The 21,387-nt window shown below is 42.7% G+C and carries 21 protein-coding genes; 17 read left to right on the forward strand and 4 right to left on the reverse strand.

The genetic code is table 11. The features are described from left to right. Positions 1-3 precede the first annotated feature (3 nt). The 7 genes from ACFSVN_RS04510 to ACFSVN_RS04540 all read left to right on the forward strand — a co-directional run bounded on the left by ACFSVN_RS04510 (position 4) and on the right by ACFSVN_RS04540 (position 7,489). A complete protein-coding gene (locus ACFSVN_RS04510; RefSeq protein ID WP_390299264.1) occupies positions 4-429 on the forward strand; it encodes a DUF6691 family protein in 426 nt (141 codons plus the stop codon). Positions 430-509: 80 nt separating this feature from the next. Continuing rightward, positions 510-1,931 carry a rhodanese-like domain-containing protein gene (locus ACFSVN_RS04515; protein WP_390299267.1) on the forward strand — a complete coding sequence of 474 codons (1,422 nt, stop codon included), beginning with the start codon at positions 510-512 and terminating at the stop codon, positions 1,929-1,931. A 426-nt stretch (positions 1,932-2,357) separates the two neighbouring features. Beyond that, complete coding sequence (locus tag ACFSVN_RS04520) at positions 2,358-4,085, forward strand: SulP family inorganic anion transporter (protein WP_390299269.1); 1,728 nt, start codon at positions 2,358-2,360, stop codon at positions 4,083-4,085. 18 nt (positions 4,086-4,103) lie between these two features. Next, complete coding sequence (locus tag ACFSVN_RS04525) at positions 4,104-5,330, forward strand: MFS transporter (protein WP_390299272.1); 1,227 nt, start codon at positions 4,104-4,106, stop codon at positions 5,328-5,330. A 100-nt stretch (positions 5,331-5,430) separates the two neighbouring features. Then, on the forward strand, positions 5,431-5,745 hold the full coding sequence (locus tag ACFSVN_RS04530) for a rhodanese-like domain-containing protein (protein ID WP_390299275.1): 315 nt from the start codon (positions 5,431-5,433) through the stop codon (positions 5,743-5,745). A 167-nt stretch (positions 5,746-5,912) separates the two neighbouring features. Next, positions 5,913-6,098, forward strand: a complete 186-nt coding sequence (locus tag ACFSVN_RS04535; RefSeq protein WP_390299277.1) for a hypothetical protein — start codon at positions 5,913-5,915, stop codon at positions 6,096-6,098. A gap of 128 nt (positions 6,099-6,226) precedes the next feature. Next, positions 6,227-7,489, forward strand: coding sequence for an NAD(P)/FAD-dependent oxidoreductase (locus ACFSVN_RS04540; RefSeq protein ID WP_390299280.1), 1,263 nt, complete (start codon positions 6,227-6,229; stop codon positions 7,487-7,489). A gap of 54 nt (positions 7,490-7,543) precedes the next feature. Here ACFSVN_RS04540 and ACFSVN_RS04545 read toward each other — a convergent pair whose 3' ends face one another. Beyond that, a complete protein-coding gene (locus ACFSVN_RS04545) occupies positions 7,544-8,140 on the reverse strand; it encodes a class I SAM-dependent methyltransferase (RefSeq protein ID WP_390299283.1) in 597 nt (198 codons plus the stop codon). A gap of 73 nt (positions 8,141-8,213) precedes the next feature. On the opposite strand from ACFSVN_RS04545, the gene ACFSVN_RS04550 reads away from it, so the two are divergent. Continuing rightward, entirely contained in the window at positions 8,214-9,620 is a 1,407-nt protein-coding gene (locus ACFSVN_RS04550; protein WP_390299286.1) for an MBL fold metallo-hydrolase, read from the forward strand. Positions 9,621-9,692: 72 nt separating this feature from the next. Here the strand turns inward: ACFSVN_RS04550 and ACFSVN_RS04555 are convergent, their stop codons facing one another. After that, positions 9,693-10,271, reverse strand: coding sequence for a DNA-3-methyladenine glycosylase I (locus tag ACFSVN_RS04555; protein ID WP_390299289.1), 579 nt, complete (start codon positions 10,269-10,271; stop codon positions 9,693-9,695). A gap of 105 nt (positions 10,272-10,376) precedes the next feature. On the opposite strand from ACFSVN_RS04555, the gene ppc reads away from it, so the two are divergent. The 3 genes from ppc to crcB all read left to right on the forward strand — a co-directional run bounded on the left by ppc (position 10,377) and on the right by crcB (position 14,736). Beyond that, the gene (gene ppc / locus ACFSVN_RS04560; protein ID WP_390299292.1) at positions 10,377-13,178 is read left to right on the forward strand and encodes a phosphoenolpyruvate carboxylase; all 2,802 of its coding nucleotides are present in this window, start codon (positions 10,377-10,379) and stop codon (positions 13,176-13,178) included. 71 nt (positions 13,179-13,249) lie between these two features. Continuing rightward, positions 13,250-14,341, forward strand: coding sequence for a branched-chain amino acid aminotransferase (locus ACFSVN_RS04565; protein ID WP_390299294.1), 1,092 nt, complete (start codon positions 13,250-13,252; stop codon positions 14,339-14,341). Between the two features lie 2 nt (positions 14,342-14,343). After that, a complete protein-coding gene (crcB, locus tag ACFSVN_RS04570) occupies positions 14,344-14,736 on the forward strand; it encodes a fluoride efflux transporter CrcB (RefSeq protein ID WP_390299297.1) in 393 nt (130 codons plus the stop codon). Positions 14,737-14,744: 8 nt separating this feature from the next. Here crcB and ACFSVN_RS04575 read toward each other — a convergent pair whose 3' ends face one another. Next, complete coding sequence (locus ACFSVN_RS04575) at positions 14,745-15,674, reverse strand: 2-hydroxyacid dehydrogenase (RefSeq protein WP_390299300.1); 930 nt, start codon at positions 15,672-15,674, stop codon at positions 14,745-14,747. Between the two features lie 58 nt (positions 15,675-15,732). Further along, positions 15,733-16,377 (reverse strand): NUDIX hydrolase, encoded by a 645-nt coding sequence (locus ACFSVN_RS04580; RefSeq protein WP_390299303.1) that lies wholly within the window; start codon positions 16,375-16,377, stop codon positions 15,733-15,735. A 272-nt stretch (positions 16,378-16,649) separates the two neighbouring features. On the opposite strand from ACFSVN_RS04580, the gene ACFSVN_RS04585 reads away from it, so the two are divergent. The 6 genes from ACFSVN_RS04585 (at position 16,650) to ACFSVN_RS04610 (ending at position 21,324) form a co-directional block, all read left to right on the forward strand. Further along, the gene (locus ACFSVN_RS04585; protein WP_390299306.1) at positions 16,650-17,645 is read left to right on the forward strand and encodes an adenosine kinase; all 996 of its coding nucleotides are present in this window, start codon (positions 16,650-16,652) and stop codon (positions 17,643-17,645) included. Between the two features lie 14 nt (positions 17,646-17,659). Continuing rightward, positions 17,660-17,923 (forward strand): PQ-loop domain-containing transporter, encoded by a 264-nt coding sequence (locus ACFSVN_RS04590; RefSeq protein WP_390299309.1) that lies wholly within the window; start codon positions 17,660-17,662, stop codon positions 17,921-17,923. Continuing rightward, on the forward strand, positions 17,923-18,513 hold the full coding sequence (rdgB, locus tag ACFSVN_RS04595) for an RdgB/HAM1 family non-canonical purine NTP pyrophosphatase (RefSeq protein WP_390299367.1): 591 nt from the start codon (positions 17,923-17,925) through the stop codon (positions 18,511-18,513). The genes ACFSVN_RS04590 and rdgB overlap by 1 nt, the downstream gene beginning before the upstream one ends. Before the next feature lie 81 nt (positions 18,514-18,594). Beyond that, the gene (locus ACFSVN_RS04600; protein ID WP_390299312.1) at positions 18,595-20,121 is read left to right on the forward strand and encodes a sodium:solute symporter; all 1,527 of its coding nucleotides are present in this window, start codon (positions 18,595-18,597) and stop codon (positions 20,119-20,121) included. Then, positions 20,114-20,581, forward strand: coding sequence for a nuclear transport factor 2 family protein (locus tag ACFSVN_RS04605; RefSeq protein WP_390299315.1), 468 nt, complete (start codon positions 20,114-20,116; stop codon positions 20,579-20,581). The genes ACFSVN_RS04600 and ACFSVN_RS04605 overlap by 8 nt, the downstream gene beginning before the upstream one ends. 68 nt (positions 20,582-20,649) lie before the next feature. Next, positions 20,650-21,324, forward strand: coding sequence for an FAD-binding oxidoreductase (locus ACFSVN_RS04610; RefSeq protein ID WP_390299318.1), 675 nt, complete (start codon positions 20,650-20,652; stop codon positions 21,322-21,324). Positions 21,325-21,387 lie beyond the last annotated feature (63 nt).

Here is a 21,387-nt window from a genome sequence, read left to right on the forward strand (position 1 = left end):
ACAATGAAATTTTTAGAATATCTCAAATACTTATTGATCGGAACAGCTTTTGGTTTCATTCTTGTGAAATCCGAAGTGGTATCTTGGTTTCGAATTCAGGAAATGTTTCGATTCGACTCATTCCACATGTACGGGATTATAGGCCTTGCCATAGTGGTAGGGATCATATCCATACAGATCATCAAAAGAAAAAACATAAAAGACTCGAAAGGAAATCCAATTACCATCCCACCGAAAGATGCAACGCAATGGAAGCGATACATTATTGGCGGAAGCATATTCGGACTTGGATGGGCGCTGTTAGGTGCATGCCCAGGCCCCATGTTTGCCCTGCTTGGCAGTGGACTCACGGTAATGATAATTCCAATTTTGTCAGCAATTGCAGGAACTTACGTCTATGGTATGCTTAGAGATACTTTACCTCATTAATGAAGAAGAATTCAGAAGACAGAAGAAACTGAATTCTGAGTTCCAAGAATATTAAAACAACACAACACAGGAGAAACACTATGTATTTCAAACAATTCTTTGACGAACGACTAGCACAATACGCTTACATGATCGGTTGTCAGGCAAATGGCACAGCCATTGTGATAGACCCTATGCGCGACATCGATCAGTATATTGAACACGCAGCCAGCCAAAACTTAAATATTGTTGGCGCCGCTGATACCCATATCCATGCCGACTATATTTCCGGTCTTAGAGAATTTGCCGAGCGAGGAGTGAAAGTATACGCTTCAGACGAAGGTGATAAAGACTGGAAGTACGAATGGCTGATCAACAGTGATTACGACTTTGAATTACTTAACGACGGTGATGAATTCAGTATTGGGAATATTACTATTAGAGCGTGGCATACACCCGGCCACACACCGGAGCATTTGAGCTATTTCATAACAGACGGTGCTGCAGCGGATCAACCCATCGGTATAGCAACCGGAGATTTCATTTTTGTGGGCGATGTGGGCCGCCCCGACTTACTTGAATCTGCAGCAGGACAAGCCAATGTTATGGAGCCTTCCGCCCGAACACTTTATAAGTCGGTTGAAGACTTTAAGAACGTACCTGAATTCATGCAAATCTGGCCGGGACACGGAGCCGGAAGTGCATGCGGGAAAGCTTTAGGTGCCGTTCCTGAAACTACGGTTGGTTATGAGCTTCGATACAACAACTCAATCAAATCAGCGACGTCAGAAGATGATTTCGTGAAGTTTATTCTGGAAGGCCAGCCAGAGCCGCCATTGTATTTTGCCCGCATGAAGCGCGATAACAAGATCGGCCCTAAAATTCTTAAAGGACTTCCACAGCCAAAACATCTCAACCTGAACGAGTTGAAAAAGCTGGCCGGAAACACCGATGTAGCATTGCTTGATACCCGTGAGCGAGATGAGTTTTCTGAAGGACACATACCCGGATCACTATTATCTCCACTAAACAAGCAGTTCAATACGGTAGCCGGTTCTTACATAACTGAAGATGAAGATATCTACCTGATCGTAGAGGAGCATAGAGTCAGTGAAGCAGTTCGCGATCTGTATCGTATTGGCCTGGATAACATAGTTGGATTTGTAACTCCAACCGATCTCGACCATTATAAGGAGCAAGACGGGGAGTTGGAAACCATCACCGTTCAGAAATTCGATGTAATCGATCAGTATGTAGGCAATGATGATTACCAGATCTTTGACGTCCGAAAAGCTTCTGAATACCAGGAAGAAGGCAATGTGGAAGGAGCACAAAACATCGCCCACACCCAATTGCTGCCAAGAATCGAAGAAGTACCAAGCGAGCGCAAGATCGTAGTCCATTGCCAGGCCGGTGGTCGCTCTGCCGTAGCCGCAGCTTTATTGCAACGCAACGGATACGATGTGGTTCTCATTGATGACGAATGGTTAAACTACAAATCTAAAGCAACAGCTACTGCTTAATTGTTGACCTAAGGTACAGGGGTGATATATACAAAATCACCTCTGCTTTTTTTGGGACTATGACCCAAGGTATCTAAAATATTTTGTACCCCGAAAAACCAACGCGCGGGAAGGTGAAATGTCCGGCGGGTTTTAAAAACGAAAACATTGACATCTGAATTGGTGGTTGAACAGGCCTTATTGCCCTGAAAGAAAACACCCCTCACAATTCAAAAAGGAACAGCTTTTTGAATTGATCTCCCCTCAAGGGGAGACTATCCGTAGTAGTTAAATACTCTTAGCTTAATTGATTTAGGGTAATTGATACTATCACGAATAGTCCTCCCTTGAGGGAGGTGCCGGACTGAACGAATGTGAAGTCTGGCGGAGGGTGCTTGTAGCCAAAGCCAACATTGCTTTCCCAACCCCATTCCAAAAATTAAAACCATGAAATCCAAATCATCTATTACCAAATACATTCCTATCCTGAGTTGGATAAAATCCTATTCCGGTGATAACGCTAAAGGAGATCTGAACGCCGGTATTACGGTGGGGATCATGCTTATTCCACAGGGAATGGCATACGCAATGCTGGCGGGTTTACCACCCATTTACGGACTCTATGCTTCCATCGTGCCACTTATTTTGTATGCTATCTTTGGAACATCGAGGCAGTTAGCTGTAGGGCCGGTTGCGATGGTCTCCTTGCTGGTTTTAGCAGGAGTTGGAGAAGTAGCAGAAGTAGGAAGCGATCGATTTATTCAATTAGCTATCATGACAGCCATGGGTGTCGGATTGTTCCAATTCTTCATGGGGATATTTCGAATGGGGTTTTTAGTGAATTTCTTGTCACACCCTGTGCTGAGTGGGTTTACTTCAGCAGCAGCTTTGATCATCGGTGGAAGTCAGGTTAAAAGCATTTTGGGGATCGATATCCCCCGCACCAATTATGTACATGAGATCGTAATGAATACGATACAGAAAGCCAGTGAGATCGATCCATTTACAGCGTTAATAGGCTTTGGGTCCATAGCTACCATTATTTTGCTGAGAAAATGGAAAAAGACCTTCCCATCTGCGCTTGTGGTGGTAGGATTAGGAGCATTAGTGACCTATTTATTCAGTCTGCACGAATCGGGAGTGGCAATTGTAGGTAAGGTGCCGGAAGGGCTGCCAAGCTTCAAACTTACTGAATTCAGCTGGTCAGATTTCGAATTGATCTTTCCAACCATCTTGGTGATCTCGCTGGTGGGGTATATGGAATCTATTGCCGTAGCCAAAGCCATCGCGAACAAAAGAGGATATAAAGTAGATCCCAATCAGGAATTGATCGGTTTGGGTATGGCGAATATTGGTGGAGCATTATTCCAGAGTTATCCAACCACCGGTGGGTTTTCAAGAACGGCCGTGAATGATCAGGCCGGGGCAAGCACAGGAATGGCTTCTATCATCAGTGCAGTGATCATTGCGCTGACCGTGCTTTTCTTGACCCCATTGTTTTACTATCTGCCCAAAGCAGTATTGGGAGCCATTATTATCGTGGCAGTAGCCGGATTATTTGATTCGCATGAAATGAAGGTTCTTTGGAAAACCGACAAAAAAGACCTCGCGATGCTGATTGCCACATTCATAGCTACGCTTGCTTTAGGTATTGAAGAAGGCATTGCGATCGGTGTATTATTATCCTTGGTGATGGTGATCTATAACAGCACTAAACCACATAGTACTGAATTAGGCCGGTTAGGAGAGACGAAAAACTTCAGAAACATCAATCGTTACAAAGAAGCAATAACGGAAGAAGAGATCCTAATATACCGATTTGATTCCGAATTATACTTCGCCAACGTAGAGCATTTTAGATCTACCATGGATACTTTGATCAGTCAGAAAGGTGATAACTTGAAGCTGGTAGTTCTGGATTCCTCGGCAATCAATAGCGTGGACTCCACCGGAGTGCATGCCCTTGAGGAACTCATCAAAGATCTTGGAGAAAAAGACGTTGAGTTATATTTCGCGGGAGCAATAGGTCCGGTAAGAGATAAGTTAAAGATCGCAGGTATCACCGATGGATTGAGCATCACCAATTTCTATTTCGATGTGTCGAGTGCCATCGAAGCTTACAAATCGGAAGAAAAACCAGAACGGGAATTCTCACCGCTTCAAACGAATGTTTAAAAACATTAACCAATCTCAATGAAACCACTCGGTCTTAAAAATAACTGGAAGCAATTTTCGCTACTTGTTCTCATCAATGCCTTTATAGGCGGGATGGTGGGATTAGAACGAACCATCCTTCCGGAGGTCGCTGAGAGTGAATTTGGAATTGCGGCACGCTCGGCCATCTTCTCATTTATTATTGTGTTTGGGATCACCAAAGCAGCCTCTAACTATTTTGCAGGTCGTTTTGCCCAGCAATACGGTCGTAAGAAGATGCTGATCGTTGGCTGGCTGTTTGGCCTACCGGTTCCTTTTATTTTGATGATGGCGGATAGCTGGAACTGGGTGATTTTTGCAAACATGTTGCTGGGGATCAATCAGGGACTTGCCTGGTCCTCTAATGTGATCATGAAAATTGATCTGGCCGGTAAGAAAGATCGTGGTTTGGCTATGGGGCTGAATGAATTTGCCGGATACCTGGCCGTAGCCGTTGTAGCATTTTTGACCGGATGGATTGCCTCTGAGTTCGGGTTACGTCCCTATCCGTTTTATCTCGGAATCGGAATTGTAGCCATAGGCTTACTGCTATCGGTCTTTTTTGTGATTGACACCGCTCCCTGGGTTGAGGCCGAAGCCGATGAAGGCGGAAATGAAAAACGGAGTAAAGAAAATCTGTTCTGGAAAGTCTCTTTTGGGGATAGAAACCTGTTCGCGGTTTCTCAATCCGGAATGGCAACGAATTTGAAAGACGGTATGGCGTGGGGGATTTTTCCGTTGTACCTCACAGCAGCCGGACTTGATCTATATCAGGTGGGAATTGTAGCCGGAATTTATCCTGCCTTTTGGGGAATTCTGCAGGTGGTAACCGGAAAAGTCTCGGATTTCACCGGACGAAAACGAATGCTGTTTTGGGGATTGCTCGTTCAGGCCGGAAGTCTGCTGGTTTTCCCTTTACTGAGTGCGTTCTATGAATTTGTAATTGCGGCTTCTTTTCTGGGAATAGGAACGGCGATGGTCTACCCGACTTTTTTGGCCTCTGTGGCCGATCTGGTTCACCCTGAAGACCGGGCCGAAAGTATCGGGGTTTTTAGATTGTGGCGGGATGGCGGATATGCAATAGGAGCCCTGTTAGCCGGATTATTGGCCGACTTGTTCGATCTTGGCTTTGCCATCACCATTACAGGAATGATTGTAACGGTTTCAGCGATTACCTTGTTCATCAGTATGAATAAACTTAAAGAACCGGTTCACCAAACAAATTAACACCATGTGGAAAACGATTGTAATAACAGCGACACTTTTAATTTTAGGAATCATCATGTTTAATATTTTCAACAAAACAAATACCGAAAAAGAAACAACTATGAGCATCGATATTAGCACTGAAGAATTCAAAGAAAAAAGAGCTGAGACGGAAGGGATAGTCATCGATGTACGAACTAAGGATGAGTACGATGAAGGTCACCTTGCTGAAACAGATCACCAATTTGATCTCATGAATGGAGAATTTCAGTCTCAGTTGGAAAGCCTCAGTAAAGAGGAGACCTATTATCTCTACTGCCGGAGTGGAAACCGAAGCGGACAAGCAGCCCGAATCATGAAAAACGCCGGGTTCGAAAACGTATACAATGTTGGTGGATTTGAGGATTTGGCCAGAGCCGGATTTGAGACGGAGTAACAATCAGATTCTGGTTCAGGCTACCCTCAGGAGGGATACAGGTTCTTACCTAAAAAGAATTTGATTCCAGTAAGAAATTCTAAATCAACTAAAACCTATCTCTCTTTGGAGAGAGATAGGATTTGGCTGCAAAAAGAAACCAACACTTTTAAATAGATCCCAAACCCATGAACACCAATATCCCCGAAAAAGAATATAAAGCCATCTTGGAAATGATTGGAAGTGAAGAAAGCGTCGTTGGAATTGACGCCCGGAAAACTCACATCATGATCATTCACATGCTTCAAAAAATGCAAGACAGCATCGAGAAAATGGATTCAAGATTGAAGGAGCTGGAACAGAAAGTTCAATAAATCTTCACGAAAGTTCTTTAATATCTGCTATTAAATTACTGAAACAAATTGTCTTGTTGTAACAAGTGGGAAAACGGGTCGGAAATGAATTTACTTTCGGTAACTAATTAAATCAAAGAGGTATTGTGATGGACAATGTATTTGATGTACTTATAATTGGAGGTGGAACCGGGGGAATCATGACCTCTTCCCAGATCCTCAAAAAAGACCCTTCTCTAAAAGTAGGGGTTATAGAGCCAGGTGACACACACTATTATCAACCGGCCTGGACTTTGGTTGGGGCAGGTACCTATGACATGGATAAAACAGCCAAACCCATGAAAGAGGTGATGCCAAAGAAAGTTACCTGGATCAAAGACAAAGCCACCGGATTCAAACCTGATGAAAATAAGGTATCCACGGAAAAGAACGGTGACTTAGAGTATAATTACCTGATCGTATCGCCCGGTTTGGTGATGGCATTGGAGAAAATTGAGGGACTGCCTGAGGCAATGGAAAAAGGGGTGGTTTGCAGTAACTACACCGATCCCGAACATGTTTGGGAAACACTCAAAAACTTTAAAGGTGGAAACGCCATATTTACTCAGCCTACAACCCCAATTAAATGTGGTGGTGCGCCTCAAAAGATCGCTTATTTGTCTGCTGATTATATTAGAAATAAGAACAATGACAAAGAATCGAATATTCTATTTGCCACACCGGGAACAGTGATATTTGGTGTAACTGAAGTGGCAGAAACACTTCATAAGGTTTTAGACCGATATGATATGGACCTGAAAACGTATCATGCACCTGTTAAAATAGACCCCGAGAATAAAAAAGTATACTATAACTATATAGGAGAGGAAAAAAACATACCGGGTATAGAAGAGGGTAATAAATATGGAGCAAAACTTACAGAGGACAATCTTGTTGAAATTCCATTTGAGATGTTGCATCTCGCTCCTCCTCAAAAAGCTCCGGATTTTGTTGAGAACTCAGATCTTGTTAATGCAGAAGGTTGGCTGGATGTGGATCATCATTCCCTTCAACATAACAAATATCCTAACATCTTTGGCGTCGGGGATGTGTGTGGACTTCCAACAGCCAAAACAGGTGCTGCCATTCGAAAACAAGCTCCTATTGTGATCGACAACATATTCAAACTAATGAAACAGGATGAAGCGGATAATAGATCCTACAATGGTTATTCATCTTGTCCATTGGTAACCGGATATGGTAAAATGGTGCTGGCAGAATTTGATTACGATAATAATTTCACCCCAGATCCTAAACTCAAAGGAATGCTGGTGTTTGATAGCTCCAAAGAACATTACAGGCTATGGCTATTGAAGAAATATGTCCTTCCATATCTGTATTGGAATAAAATGCTGAAAGGGAAGAAGGTTTGATCAATGTGTGTTTAATAAATATCAGGGACGTAGAATCTTACGTTCCTGTGTTTTTTAAATCTTCTTCGCTACTACACGAATTACCATTGCCTTGCCAATATGATATTTCCCTTCACTGAGATCAACCTCTAATTCTTTCATCCATTCGATATTGGTTCCGGAAAGCAGATCTTGCAGTTTTTCTTCGGTATATAATACCCGTTCATCTTTAGGTCCACCGGATTCTCGCCCGAGCTGATTCGTAGAATAAACTTCCACGATTATTCTTCCTCCCGGCCTCAAACTTTGGATCACATTTTGGTATACCTTTTTGATAATGGATCGTGGCAAATGCACATAAATGAAAGCAGCCGCATCATAAACTTCAGTCCCGAAAGTATATTCTGTGAGATCACTAAGCTCATAGCTGATCTCAACTCCCTTATCGGATGCCAGCTTCAGCGCTTTTTCCTTGCCGGATTTACTGTAATCCACGGCAGTAACATTCCATCCTTTTTCTGCAGCATAAACTGCATTTCTTCCTTCTCCATCAGCAGGAAGAATGATATTACCCGGTTTAAGAGTTCTCAACTGTTCGGCAAAGAAGCGATTGGGCTCAATGCCATATACGAATTCCCGTTCTGAGTAGCGCTTATTCCAAAAATCTTTCATAATAGTTTTCGATGGGGTTAAGATGTAGTATTTTCTTCCGGCTCATAAAACACAAAATTATATAAACTCTTTCATGTTTTTTCAGCAGATCTTTGAAGAAAAACTTGCACAATATGCATATCTGATCGGATGTCAGGCTACCGGGGAAGCGATCATTGTGGATCCTATGAGGGATATTGATCGCTACAAAGCCATTGCCCAAAAGAATAACCTGCAGATAGTAGCTGCTACTGAAACACATATTCATGCCGATTATCTATCAGGATTACGAGAATTTGCAGAACATGGAGTTAAAGTCTTAGTCTCGGATGAAGGGGATAATGACTGGAAATACGAATGGGTGATCGGAAGTGATTATGAATATCAGCTGTTGAAAGATGGTGATCAGTTTGCCATCGGTAACATCAAATTCACCGTAAAGCATACACCGGGACATACGCCTGAGCATATCAGCTTTTTAGTTACTGATGGTGCCGCAACCGATGAACCCATGGGAATACTTTCCGGAGATTTTATTTTTGTTGGTGATGTAGGACGACCTGATCTGCTGGAAACGGCTGCCGGACAAGAAGGTGCGATGCAAGAATCGGCGAAAGTGATGTATGATTCCATTCAGAAATTCAAAGAGATGCCGGATTACTGGCAGGTGTGGCCGGGTCATGGAGCCGGAAGTGCATGTGGGAAAGCACTGGGCGCAATTCCCGAATCAACGGTGGGGTATGAGCATCGCTTTAACAGTTCGATACTGGCAGCTGTCAGCGAGCAGGATTTTGTGGATTACATATTGGATGGGCAGCCCGAACCACCCTTGTATTTTGCCCGAATGAAACGGGATAACAAAAAAGGTCCGAAAGTGCTTGGGGCAATTCCTCAGCCTGAAAATATCACGATAGAACAGATGATCGGGAAAGTTAGGATCTCCGGTGGAGTGATTCTCGATACCCGGGATCGATATGCATTCATGGAAGGTCATATTGAAGGTTCGTTACTTTCACCTTTAAATAAAGCGTTTAATACCGTGGCAGGATCATATATTCGGGCGGAAGAGCAGATATTCCTGATCTCTGAAGAAGAAAAAATTGAAGAAGCGGTTTTGGATCTGATCCGAATCGGGTTGGATAACATCGCCGGATTTGCCACACCTGATCAACTTAGGGGATTTGATGAAAAGGGTGGAGAGTTGTTTTCTACAGAAACGATTGATTTCAAAGAAACGGAAGAATACCTGAATGCGGGAGAAGCATATTTACTGGATGTTCGGAAGCAGTCTGAGTTTGAAGAAGGCCACATTCCCGGCGCATTGAATATTGCCCACACCCGACTATTAGACCGGATCGAGGAAGTGCCCAAGGATAAACCTGTGATGGTTTCATGTCAAAGCGGAGCTCGCTCTGCTGTAGCTTCCGCCATGCTTGAACGCGCTGATTATGCGGTGAAATACGTGGATGATCTGATCGAGGAGTGGCTAAAGAAAAGATAGGAATATCCAATATCCAACACGGAATATTCAGTTAACAAGTGACCCACTTGGATATTCCGTGATGGATATTGATTATTGGATATTCATAAGCTTTTGGTACCGAAAACAATCCACAGTATGATCCATCACCAATCCGCACGCTTGCATATGGGCGTACATGATGGTGCTTCCCACAAACTTGAATCCGCGCTTTTTCAGGTCTTTACTGAGGGCATCTGATTCTTTGGTAGTGGCCGGGACTTCCTTCATACTTTTCCAGTTATTTATGATCGGTTCGCCCCCGACAAATTCCCAGATGTAGTTGTCGAAACTTCCGAATTCTTCCTGTATTTCCAGAAACAGTTGAGCGTTGGTCACCGCAGACCGTACTTTCAGCTTGTTGCGTATGATCCCCTCATCTTGTAGAAGTTCCTGGATCCTGGCTTCGTCAAACTGAGCAACTTTCCCGGGATCAAAATCAGCAAAGGCCTTTCGATAGCCTTCCCTGCGTTTCAGGATAGTAGACCAACTCAGTCCGGCTTGGGCACCTTCGAGGATCAAAAATTCAAAATGAGTTGGATCATCATGAACGGGAACCCCCCATTCTTCATCGTGATATGTAATGTATTCGGGGAATGTGTCTTCTGCCCAATCGCAACGTTTTCGGCTCATTATATGTATTTATAGGTGATAATTCGGATGCCTTAAAGTATAAAAGAGTTTAATTATTTCTACCTTATAAATTCACTCACAATCACTTATACAAATAATATATTCATGAATTGGAAACAAACCGTAATCGATCTTGCTGAAAAAAGTGGAATAAGTGAAAGCCTTTCAACACGGGTTGTCAAGCTCACAGAGATCTTGGAGGAACTGGCTGTAGAAAAGCATGGAGATGATTTTGTAGAAAAGCTTGGACGTCTTCCCTTAGAAAGTGCGAAAGCACTGGATGATGGTGATGAAACTGCTATCAAAGATCTTCAAAAAGAAATGGACGGTTTGTCATTGGATGAGATCAAAGAGATCCTTCGTATGTATACCATGTTCTTCCATCTGGTGAACTCGTTAGAGCAACATGAGATCAGCAGGGTGAACCGAAGCCGGGAATTTGACGAAACCCCGGAATCTCCCCGGAAAGAAAGTATTGCTGAGTCAGTGTATCGAATGAAAAAAGAAGGGTATAGTTTTGAAGAAGCACTGGATATTTTCCATCAGATGGATATTCAGCCTACCATTACGGCTCACCCCACCGAAGCCCGCAGGCGCAGCGTATTGTTAAAACAGCAAGAGCTCGCTTCTATGATCTCTCGTCTTGGAGACAGCGATATAACGCCGGATGAAAAAATTGACATGCGGCGTGAGATCCTGAATCAATTGAACTTACTTTTACTGACCGATGAAGTTCGTTCAGAACGGCTTTCTGTAGAGGATGAGGTAGAAAATGGTCTGTTCTATTTCACCCATTCTATATGGGATTCCATCCCTGTTCTGTATCGTGACATTCGCCAGGCTTTTGATACTTATTACGGACAGCGACCTGAAATTCCTATCGTTTTGAGATATCGTTCATGGATCGGGAGTGATCGCGATGGAAATCCAAATGTAACTTCCGATGTAACCTGGCAAACGGTACTCGAACAGCGCCGAACGGTCTTGAACTTATATCTGGATGAATTGAATGAACTTCGTCGTTATCTAAGTGTCTCTGATAAACAGGCTTCGGTTTCTGAGAAGCTGGAAGATTCTGTCCGAAAAGATGAGAAGGAATTTCCTCTTTCCGAACGATACCAAAGAAGGTACAAGCATGAGATCTATCGGAGAAAAGTGACGCACATCATGCACAAAATTCAATTTCTGCTGGATGTGATTTCTAAGGATAAAGCTGAGATCCTGAGTAATTCAGAAAAGTATGGGCCAAAAGATTTTATTGAAGACCTTGAGTTGATCAAACAGAGTCTGGTTGAAAATAGACTTCCAGGTTTATCGGAACAGGGGAGGCTGGAAGATCTCATCATACGGGCCAGAACATTCGGCTTTCATTTAAGTGCGCTGGATATACGTCAGCACAGTTCTTTGCATGAAGAAACAGTAGAAGAACTGCTTGCTCAGGCCAACGTCGTAGATAAATATGGAGGATTGAGTGAAGATGAAAAGATCGAGGTTCTGGTGAAAGAGCTTTCGAATCCTCGGCCATTGAGTCCTGTTGAGAGTGAACGCTCTGCAGTTTCAGATAAGGTAATTACGGTATTTGAAGAGATCCGAGATATGCAGGCCTTGAATCCTGATATTTTTGGAAGCTACATCATCAGCATGACGCACGGAATCAGTGATATGATGGAAGTAATGTTGATTGCCAAAGAAGTAGGGCTTTGGAGTTCTGTAAAAGGAACAGTGGACAGTCAGCTTGATGTAGTACCGCTTTTTGAAACCATTGAAGATCTGGAAAAAAGTGCCGATCTGATGGGACAAATGTATGAGCATGACCTGTATTCCAGGCATCTTAGTTCAAGGGGTAACTTCCAGGAGATCATGCTCGGTTATTCCGATTCAAACAAAGATGGAGGTTACTGGATGGCCAACTGGGCACTTGACAAGGCCCAGTACGAACTTGGAACTGTGTGTCGGAAATATGAAGTTGATTTCAGGTTATTTCATGGACGGGGAGGAACGGTTGGTCGCGGTGGCGGGCAGTCGAATCAAGCAATAGTAGCCATGCCGGCAGTAGCAAACAATGGGCGGATCCGATTTACGGAACAAGGAGAGGTGATCTCATTCCGTTACATGCTTTCATCTATCACTCACCGTCATCTGGAACAGATCGTCAATGCGATGGCTAAGGTAACTATGGCTCAGTATTCTGAGTCAGCCGGATATTTGTCCGGTAAGGAGAAAGAGCGTGAGATCATCGAAATAATAGCTGAAACTTCTATGAAGGCATACCGTGAACTGATCGATGATCCTGAATTCTGGGATTGGTATTCAGGTATCACCCCAATTGAGCATATTGGGAAGTTGCCGATTGCATCCCGGCCGGTTTCACGCGGCTCATCCGGTGAAATGACTTTTGATACATTGAGAGCAATTCCATGGGTGTTTGCCTGGACACAAGTTCGATATAACACCCCGGGATGGTACGGAATTTCCGAAGGATTGGAAGCCGCAAAACAAAAGAATGAAAACACGATGGAAGTGCTGCAAAAATGGCATAAAGAATGGACCTTTTTCCATACCGTGTTAAATAACTCTCAGCGGGAGATGGCACGTACTCATTTACCGACTTCCGGACTGTATAATTCCGAGTCATCACAATTCCATAACAAACTCACCGAAAGATATGGCGAGGCTGAAAAGTGGATCACGGCCATAACAGGCTATGAGCATATTTTAGATCATAATAAAGTGATACAGAACTCAATACTATTTAGAAATCCATTTACCTATCCCATGAATTTCATACAAGCAGAATTACTTAAAAGGTGGAAGGAAGCAGATGATGAAGATCAAAGAAAACAGCTTACAGAGATATTATTTCTAAACATAAACGGGATAGCGGCAGCAATGCAAAGCACGGGTTGATTTATAGCCTTAAAAGAACAAATAACAGTATGGTGACTGTTATTTAATCCGAAACATGTTATTTTAGAATCATGATGAATGAGATAATTACGAATACGAATATTACAATAGAACCGGTTGAACAAAGCCGTATCCATGAGGTTGATTTTAATAATCTTGTGTTTGGGCGTAAGTTCTCCGATCACATGTTTGAAATGGAGTTTCAGGGTGATAAATGGGGTGCACCTGTCATCAAACCCTATGCTCCTTTTAAAATGACACCCGCGACCAATGTACTGCATTATGGTCAGGCTGTATTTGAAGGTATGAAGGCCTATTATGTGGATGAAAACACCATACATATTTTCAGGCCTAAGGCACATTATGAACGGTTCAACAACTCATGCCGCAGAATGTGCATTCCTGAAACAGAATACGAGATCTTTATCGAAGCGCTGGAGACCCTGATCAAACTGGATCATCAGTGGATTCCGAAAAGATCCGGTACGGCATTATATATCCGTCCTTTCATTTTTGCTTCTGATGACCTTCTTGCTGCCCGTTCATCTGATACATTCACTTATCAGATCATTACCTCACCGGTTGGGGCTTATTATTCCGAAGGATTCAATCCCGTATCTCTTACCACTACGGATGAATATGTTCGTGCTGTAAAAGGAGGAACCGGGGAAGCTAAGGCAGCCGGAAATTATGCCGGAAGTTTTCTGCCTGCCAAAAAAGCCAAAGCCGAAGGTTACACTCAGGTACTTTGGCTGGATGCAAAAGAGCACAAGTATATTGAAGAAGTGGGAACTATGAACATTCATTTCCTGATCGGTGATACGCTCGTGACTCCTGCATTAACCGGCTCGATACTTCCCGGAGTAACTCGTCGTTCAGTGATCGCACTTGCCAAAGAGTGGGGTTTGAATGTAGAAGAACGTAGAATTACCATAGACGAAGTTTTCGAAGCACATGAGAAAGGCGAGTTGAAGGAAGTATTTGGTTCCGGAACTGCAGCTGTGGTTTCACCTGTAGGGTTGATCCACCATAAAGGAAAGAATATTGAACTCGATCGAGAGAAGCCCGGTGAATTTGCTCAAAAATGTTTCGATAAGATCACTGATATCCAATATGGACGGGCAGAAGATAAATTTGGCTGGGTGCATAAGGTAAGCATCTAAGCATGAATGTTGATCTGCTTAAAATAATTGCGGTCGGCTCCGGTGGTTTCATTGGAGCCGTTTTTCGTTATCTCATCTCCATTTTTGCTCAGTCCCAGTTTCCATCCAGTAAATTTCCATACGGTACAGTAGCCGCAAACCTTATAGGTTGCTTGGTGATAGGATTTCTGGCCGGATTATTTGAACTCAAATCCTGGGCTAATCCTGAATTCCGACTCTTTATCTTTGTGGGGATTTTGGGCGGGTTTACCACTTTTTCTACGTTCTCCCATGAAACCTTCTTGCTGTGGGAAAATGGAAAGTTTTTGATGAGCCTATTGAATATAGGTGTACAGGTAATTTTTGGATTTGTGTTTGTGTGGGTTGGGTTTCAAATAGTAAGATTGTTTAGCTGAGTGGAACCTTAGTACCCCTTTTCCCGATCTACCTCATACAACAAATCCATCCCTGACATTGCACGTTTATAATTTTCAACGATCACTTCAGCGGCTTCTTTGGCAGGTGTGATAGCCGCAATGTGTGGAGTGATCATGATCTGTTTGCGGTTCCAGAAAGAGTGATTTTTAGGTAATGGTTCCTCTTCAAATACATCGAGGCAGGCTCCTTCCAGATAGCCCATATCAAATGCGTAGATCAGATCCTCTTCCACTAAATGATCACCGCGACCTACATTTATTAAATATCCTGGCTTTTTTAGTTTTTTGAAAATATCAAGATCCAGGAATCCTTCCGTCTCATCGGTAAGAGGGAGGAGGTTGACCAGGATCTTTGTTTCGGAAAGGAAATCATCAAGGTCACCTTTACCTGCAAAGGAAGTTATCCCATCAATATCCTTTTTAGAGCGGCTCCATCCCAAAACTATATATCCTTGTTTAGCCAACAATGTTGCAACATTAAGCCCCATTTCACCCAAGCCCATAATGCCAACAGGCGCATACTTCTTTGGGAGGGTATTTTTCTGCTCCCAAACTCCTTTACGTTTGTTCTCAAAATATTCACCGATATGAAGGCGGTAATTGATGATCGCATTCAGAACATACTCTGCCATTTGTTCTTGAAGCGAATCTGTAACCAGGCGACAGATAGAGATATCTTCAGGAATGCTCTCATCATCCAGTAAATGATTTACACCTGCTCCCAAAGAAGAAACCGCCCTTAGGTTGGTGTAATTACCCAATACTTTTTCAGGATGATTCCAGCAAACGGCAAAATTCACCCGTTCTCTATTTTCAACCCTTGGCCAGATCTCCACATCCAGATTGGGGTCTTTTTCGAGCAGGGCTTTTTTAAGCGAATCGAAATCTCTGTTTTTTGCGATCAGTAAAAGAGACATAGGTTCCTTTGGCTTGATGAAGTAAGAAGATAGGAATTCGCAATAACTTCTGAGATCATTATGGTGAAGTTGTTTCTAAAAATTCACGGTATAATTCGATCAACTCATTCATCATCATTGCAGTAGCCCCCCAAAGCGGAACCCTATGGATGTTCCAAAATGGAACACGATAAGGAGTTCCACGAAGCTCCCAATTCTCTTCCACCAAATTTTGTTCTTCTAAAAGCTGTGAAATAGGAACGGATATGATCTCATCCACCTCATTTGGATTTGGGGTGAAAAATTGCTCTTGCTCCAAAAAAGCTATCACCGGAGTAACCATATTATCTGAATGTCCTACATACAGTGGAGTCAGTTGCCCAATAATATGAACACCATCTTGATGTAATCCGATCTCTTCCTGCGCTTCCCTGAGCGCAGTTTCAACGATCGTTTCATCTCCTTCTTTACCGCCCCCGGGAAAACTGAGCTGCCCTCCGTGATTGATGGATTGTGTTCTGAGCGTCAATATGATCTCGATCTCCTCTTCCCAGCTTACAATAGGAACTAATACGCTGCTGTTTCGAAAATCATCGTTAGCAGGCTCGTAGTTACGGTGACTGTTTTTCCCATTCTTGGGATGAGGCGCCAATTTCTGCTGCGCACTCCTACCCGGCAAAGGGTGCTGAAGTTTACTCGTTAAAAATTGTTGGAATGAAGTCATGATCATTATTTAGGAACGTTAACATAAAACCGAGTAAAGCCATTTCAAAATTTGGTTAGCCCTTACATTTTCCAGGTTTTTGCACTCGTTACACAGCTCCGTTGCTTAAACAGATAAAATACTCTAAAGTCGTCACATGTTTTTAAAGATGAATACATGTCCGTACTTTTAACACTTAAATTATTCAGCAACAGAGTTAAAAAGAACCCATTAGAAACATCACAGAAAAGTACTTTGTGCATAGAATAGATGAGTTCGTGACAAAAAAGCATATGAGTAAAAAATATAATGTGTACGGCATCGGAAATGCCCTGGTAGATCTTGAATTTAAAGTAACCCCGAATTTTCTAGAAACACATGAGGTTCAAAAAGGACTCATGACCCTGGTAGATGAAGAGACACAGCATACCTTAATTAATGCCATAGATCATAATGATACGGAAAAAAAATCCGGAGGGTCAGCAGCGAATACCGTAATTGCTGTTTCCCAGTTTGGCGGAAAAGCTTTCTATTCATGCAAGGTTGCGAATGATGAATTCGGTGATTTTTATCTAAAGGATATGGAGGATGCAGGAATTCCTACCAATTTTGATCGGCAAAACAGAGAAGAGGGGATCACCGGAAAATGTCTGGTGATGATCACTGATGATGCCGACCGAACCATGAATACCTACCTTGGAATTTCATCCGGGCTTTCGGTTAATGAAGTGGATGGACGTGCTATCAAAGATTCAGAATACGTGTATCTGGAAGGATATTTAGTGGCGTCCGAACCGGGACTGCATGCCATCAAACACACCAAAAAAATTGCGGAAGAAAATGGGGTTAAAACAGCTATCACTCTTTCTGATCCTTCTATAGTGCATGCTTTTAAAGATCGGTTTCGTGATGTGATCGGGGCTTCGGTTGATCTGCTGTTTTGCAATGAGGAGGAAGCCAGAACCTTTACCGGTAAAAGTGATTTACTGGATGCAAGGGAAGCTTTAAAACAAGAAGCAAAACGCTTTGTAATTACACAGGGCAGAAACGGAGCTATGATATTTGATGGGGATACCTTCATTGATATTGAACCTTACGAAGTGAAAGCCGTGGACACCAACGGTGCCGGAGATATGTTCGCCGGAGCTTTTTTGTATGGGATAACTAATGAAGTAGGCTTCGCGAACTCAGGTAAACTCGCGAGCCTTGCCGGTTCTAAGATTGTATCGCAGTACGGACCGCGGCTAAAATGGCATGAAGTTCAGGAATTATTACACAAGCTTAAATAATCAAACGAAAGAATATGACTGGTATAGAATTATTGGGATGGGCAGGCTTTGGGATTTTGGTCGCGGCTTGGATCCCACAAACCATTGATACTATAAAGGCAGGCAGCACTTCCATAAATGTAGCTTTTATTATCATGTATTTTTCATCAAGTTTAATGCTGACTATCTACTCTGTGATGATAAATGATACCGTTTTTATTGCATTAAATGCATTATTGACGTTAGGAAGCGGCATTAACATGTATTATAAATTTTTTCCAAGAAGAGTAACGGAATGATGAAAATTGACAAGCTTGTTATAGCTTCTCAGAACCCACACAAAATTGAGGAAATGCAACAGATCTTGAGTCCGTTGGGAATTGAGGTTTTGTCTTCTAAGGATTTCCCGGATCTGAAAGATGTTATAGAAGATCGCCCAACCTTAAAGGGAAATGCTCTAAAAAAAGCTCAATATGTATCAAAGGAAACCAGGCTTCCGGCGCTTTCTGATGATACCGGACTTGAGGTAGAGGCACTCAATGGAAGGCCCGGAGTTTATTCGGCACGATATGCAGGCAGAAATGCATCCTACCAGGATAATGTGCTAAAGCTGTTGGATGAACTTAGCGGGAGATCAAACCGAGCCGCTCAGTTCAGGACCGTAGTTGCATTGGTTGATAAGGGTCTTGAATATACCTTTGAAGGAATTTGCAAAGGGGAGATCACTACCGAGCAAAAAGGTCAAAAAGGCTTTGGTTATGATCCGGTTTTTAAGCCGGAGGGCTTCAGTAAAACGTTTGCTGAACTTGATAGTAATACCAAGAATGAGATCTCTCACAGGGGGCGTGCTATTCAGAATCTCGTTCAATTTTTGATCAATGAGGATTAATCTGCCCGTTTTTAGTCTTGGGAATTGATCACTGAAATTATGATTTTCATCCGATGAAATTTTAATCAAATCGGAACGAAATTGGGTTTTTCCTTCATAGATTACCTCGTTATTGTTGTTTATTTAGCCGGAGTAGCATTTCTCGGGTTAAAGTCATCCGGAAAACAGTCCTCGAACAAAGACTATTTTTTAGGTGGCGACGGTATTCCATGGTGGGCTGTTCTTTTCTCAATTGTAGCTACTGAAACCAGTACTCTTACCTTTATCAGTATCCCTGCTGTTGCTTATGGCGGCAATCTGACCTTTCTTCAAATAACGGTTGGATATGTGATCGGCCGGATTTTTGTGGCACTCTTTTTTCTCCCGAAATACTACGAAGGAGATCTTTACACTGCGTACACTTTCCTTGAACGCAGATTCGGTGCAGCGATGAGAAATGCAGCGAGTTCCACATTCATGATCACAAGACTTTTAGCTGATGGAGTTCGTCTTTTTGCAACTGCCATTCCCCTGGCTATTATTTTGCGTTTAGGTGGTGCTTTCAGAGGATGGGGAGACCTTGAACTGTACATTATTTCTATTTGTGTGATAACAGGAATTACTTTGATCTACACCTTTTTTGGGGGGATCAAAGCCGTGGTCTGGATGGATTTCGTACAGATGATCGTTTATATAGGCGGTGCTTTTATAGCGATAGGAGTATTGATAGGAAATATGCCGTCCGGCTTTGAATTACCTGCTGAGAAACTCGATATCATAAACTTAGGTTTTGATATGACGTTCCGTGAGTTCATTGCGCAACCCTACACCCTCATAACTGCCATTGTAGGCGGTGCTGTGTTCTCACTCGCTTCCCATGGGACGGATCAATTGCTGGTACAGCGCGTATTAGCTACCCGGAATTTGAGATCAGGACAAAAGGCGATGATATGGAGCGGGATTCTGGCCATGCTTCAATTCGGCTTGTTTCTGGGCATAGGATTACTGCTTTTCATGTTCTATGAAGGCGTTTCAGCTGGGGCTATGGGACTCGCTACAACCGATGAGATATTCGCAAAATTTATAGTAGAAGAACTCCCGATGGGCATATCAGGGCTGATAGTGGCTGCCTTGTTTGCAGCCGCCATGAGTAGTCTAAGTTCATCTCTGAATTCCCTGGCTTCCTCAACCACTTACGACCTGTACAAACCCTACTTTGGGAAAAATAATACCGATGCTGAAGACCTTTCTATTTCAAGAAAAATTACTATGGGTTGGGGAGTTATATTGACAGTATCAGCTATTTTCTTTGCAGTACTGCAGCTTCAGGGTGGGGAACGGCCCGCTATTGTGGAACTTGGTCTTGGGATCGCCTCCTACACTTACGGCGGACTGCTTGGAGCGTTTTTACTGGGGATGTTCTCCACCAAACCTGACAAAACAGATGCCATCATAGGATTTTTCACCGGACTGATCGCATTACTTTTTATGGTTCAGGGCCCAATTCAGGATCTCCTTCCCGGCGATGGATTAGCGATTGCGTGGCCTCTATATACTTTAGTGGGTTCTTCGATTGTGGTACTAACAGGATTAATTTCAAATTGGGTGAGGGCTTTCGGAAATGAATAAAAATGAAAATGTTATAGATCAGTTATACTCAGCTTTACAAAAAGTTGATCATGAAGGGATGATACGTTGCTATCATCCCGAAGCAACATTTAAAGATCCGGTATTCGATCTGGGGTCAAAAAAAGAAATAGCAGGGATGTGGACCATGCTCTGTAAAAGAGCAAAGGAATTTGAATTCCATTTTGATCAGGTTTGGGCAGATGAAGAATCAGGAAAAGCCCGATTGAAAGCGAAGTACCTATTTTCTCAAACAAACCGAATGGTGCATAACAATATTAACGCACGGTTCAAATTCAAGGACGGGTTTATCATTGAACACGTCGACTCCTTTGATTTCTGGAGATGGAGTCGTCAGGCACTGGGACTTCCCGGGTTACTATTGGGCTGGAGTTCATTTCTACAAAAAAAGGTACAGCGTCAGGCATACAAAAATATGGAGGCTTTTATCGGGCGTGGATAAGAACATCCGATGAATGTTTTAAAGGTCATTATTGTATCTATAAATGAACACAAAAAAAATAGATACCAATGGCACATACACTTCAGATACTGGATATTCAAAACGTAACTCATGACGTAAAGCAATTTACACTCGAAAAGCCGGATGGCTATGAATTTGAACCCGGTCAAGCCACTGAGGTAGCGGTCGACAAAGAGGGGTGGAGAGAGAAGAAGCGCCCATTTACCTTCACTTCATTGACTGAAGATGATAATCTCGAGTTTGTAATAAAGATCTATCCGGAACATGACGGTGTGACCGAACAGATCGGCAACCTGAAAAAAGGAGACAAGCTCATCGTTGATGAACCATGGGGAACGATACAGTATAAAGGAGAGGGAGTATTTTTAGCCGGGGGAGCCGGAATTACGCCGTTCATCGCTATTTTCAGAGACCTTTACAAAGAAGACAAGATTGGAAATAACAGGCTCATTTTTTCAAATAAAACGGAGAAAGATATTATCCTGAAAGATGATTTTGAGCATATGTTGGGTGATAACTTTATTAACGCCATTACGGACGAAGATCCTGAAGGCGACCATCATTTTCTGGATGGTTTTGTTGATAAAGAATTCCTGAAATCTCAGATCGATGACTTTGATCAACCTTTTTATGTTTGTGGTCCCGGTCCTTTCAATGAATCCATGATGAACTATTTGAAAGAGCTTGGAGCCGACCCTGATGCCTTGGTTTTCGAAGAGTAAAGTTAATGGGCTACTAAACATATATACTGTTAAAATTCAGAGATCGAATAATTCAGCCTGATA

The sequence above is a fragment of the Gracilimonas halophila genome (assembly GCF_042684365.1).
Classification (GTDB): Bacteria; Bacteroidota; Rhodothermia; order Balneolales; family Balneolaceae; genus Gracilimonas; species Gracilimonas halophila.

Excerpts from the sequence above, each read along its gene's own strand:
- ACFSVN_RS04565 (WP_390299294.1), top strand. The coding sequence starts at position 13,250 with ATGATGAATGAGATAATTACGAATACGAATATTACAATAGAACCGGTT.
- ACFSVN_RS04590 (WP_390299309.1), top strand. The coding sequence starts at position 17,660 with ATGACTGGTATAGAATTATTGGGATGGGCAGGCTTTGGGATTTTGGTC.
- ACFSVN_RS04530 (WP_390299275.1), top strand. The coding sequence starts at position 5,431 with ATGAGCATCGATATTAGCACTGAAGAATTCAAAGAAAAAAGAGCTGAG.
- ACFSVN_RS04540 (WP_390299280.1), top strand. The coding sequence starts at position 6,227 with ATGGACAATGTATTTGATGTACTTATAATTGGAGGTGGAACCGGGGGA.
- ACFSVN_RS04525 (WP_390299272.1), top strand. The coding sequence starts at position 4,104 with ATGAAACCACTCGGTCTTAAAAATAACTGGAAGCAATTTTCGCTACTT.
- ACFSVN_RS04575 (WP_390299300.1), bottom strand. The coding sequence starts at position 15,674 with ATGTCTCTTTTACTGATCGCAAAAAACAGAGATTTCGATTCGCTTAAA.
- ACFSVN_RS04610 (WP_390299318.1), top strand. The coding sequence starts at position 20,650 with ATGGCACATACACTTCAGATACTGGATATTCAAAACGTAACTCATGAC.
- ACFSVN_RS04585 (WP_390299306.1), top strand. The coding sequence starts at position 16,650 with ATGAGTAAAAAATATAATGTGTACGGCATCGGAAATGCCCTGGTAGAT.
- ACFSVN_RS04555 (WP_390299289.1), bottom strand. The coding sequence starts at position 10,271 with ATGAGCCGAAAACGTTGCGATTGGGCAGAAGACACATTCCCCGAATAC.
- ACFSVN_RS04605 (WP_390299315.1), top strand. The coding sequence starts at position 20,114 with ATGAATAAAAATGAAAATGTTATAGATCAGTTATACTCAGCTTTACAA.
- ACFSVN_RS04515 (WP_390299267.1), top strand. The coding sequence starts at position 510 with ATGTATTTCAAACAATTCTTTGACGAACGACTAGCACAATACGCTTAC.
- ACFSVN_RS04550 (WP_390299286.1), top strand. The coding sequence starts at position 8,214 with ATGTTTTTTCAGCAGATCTTTGAAGAAAAACTTGCACAATATGCATAT.
- crcB (WP_390299297.1), top strand. The coding sequence starts at position 14,344 with ATGAATGTTGATCTGCTTAAAATAATTGCGGTCGGCTCCGGTGGTTTC.
- ACFSVN_RS04535 (WP_390299277.1), top strand. The coding sequence starts at position 5,913 with ATGAACACCAATATCCCCGAAAAAGAATATAAAGCCATCTTGGAAATG.
- ACFSVN_RS04510 (WP_390299264.1), top strand. The coding sequence starts at position 4 with ATGAAATTTTTAGAATATCTCAAATACTTATTGATCGGAACAGCTTTT.
- rdgB (WP_390299367.1), top strand. The coding sequence starts at position 17,923 with ATGAAAATTGACAAGCTTGTTATAGCTTCTCAGAACCCACACAAAATT.
- ACFSVN_RS04580 (WP_390299303.1), bottom strand. The coding sequence starts at position 16,377 with ATGACTTCATTCCAACAATTTTTAACGAGTAAACTTCAGCACCCTTTG.
- ACFSVN_RS04545 (WP_390299283.1), bottom strand. The coding sequence starts at position 8,140 with ATGAAAGATTTTTGGAATAAGCGCTACTCAGAACGGGAATTCGTATAT.
- ppc (WP_390299292.1), top strand. The coding sequence starts at position 10,377 with ATGAATTGGAAACAAACCGTAATCGATCTTGCTGAAAAAAGTGGAATA.
- ACFSVN_RS04520 (WP_390299269.1), top strand. The coding sequence starts at position 2,358 with ATGAAATCCAAATCATCTATTACCAAATACATTCCTATCCTGAGTTGG.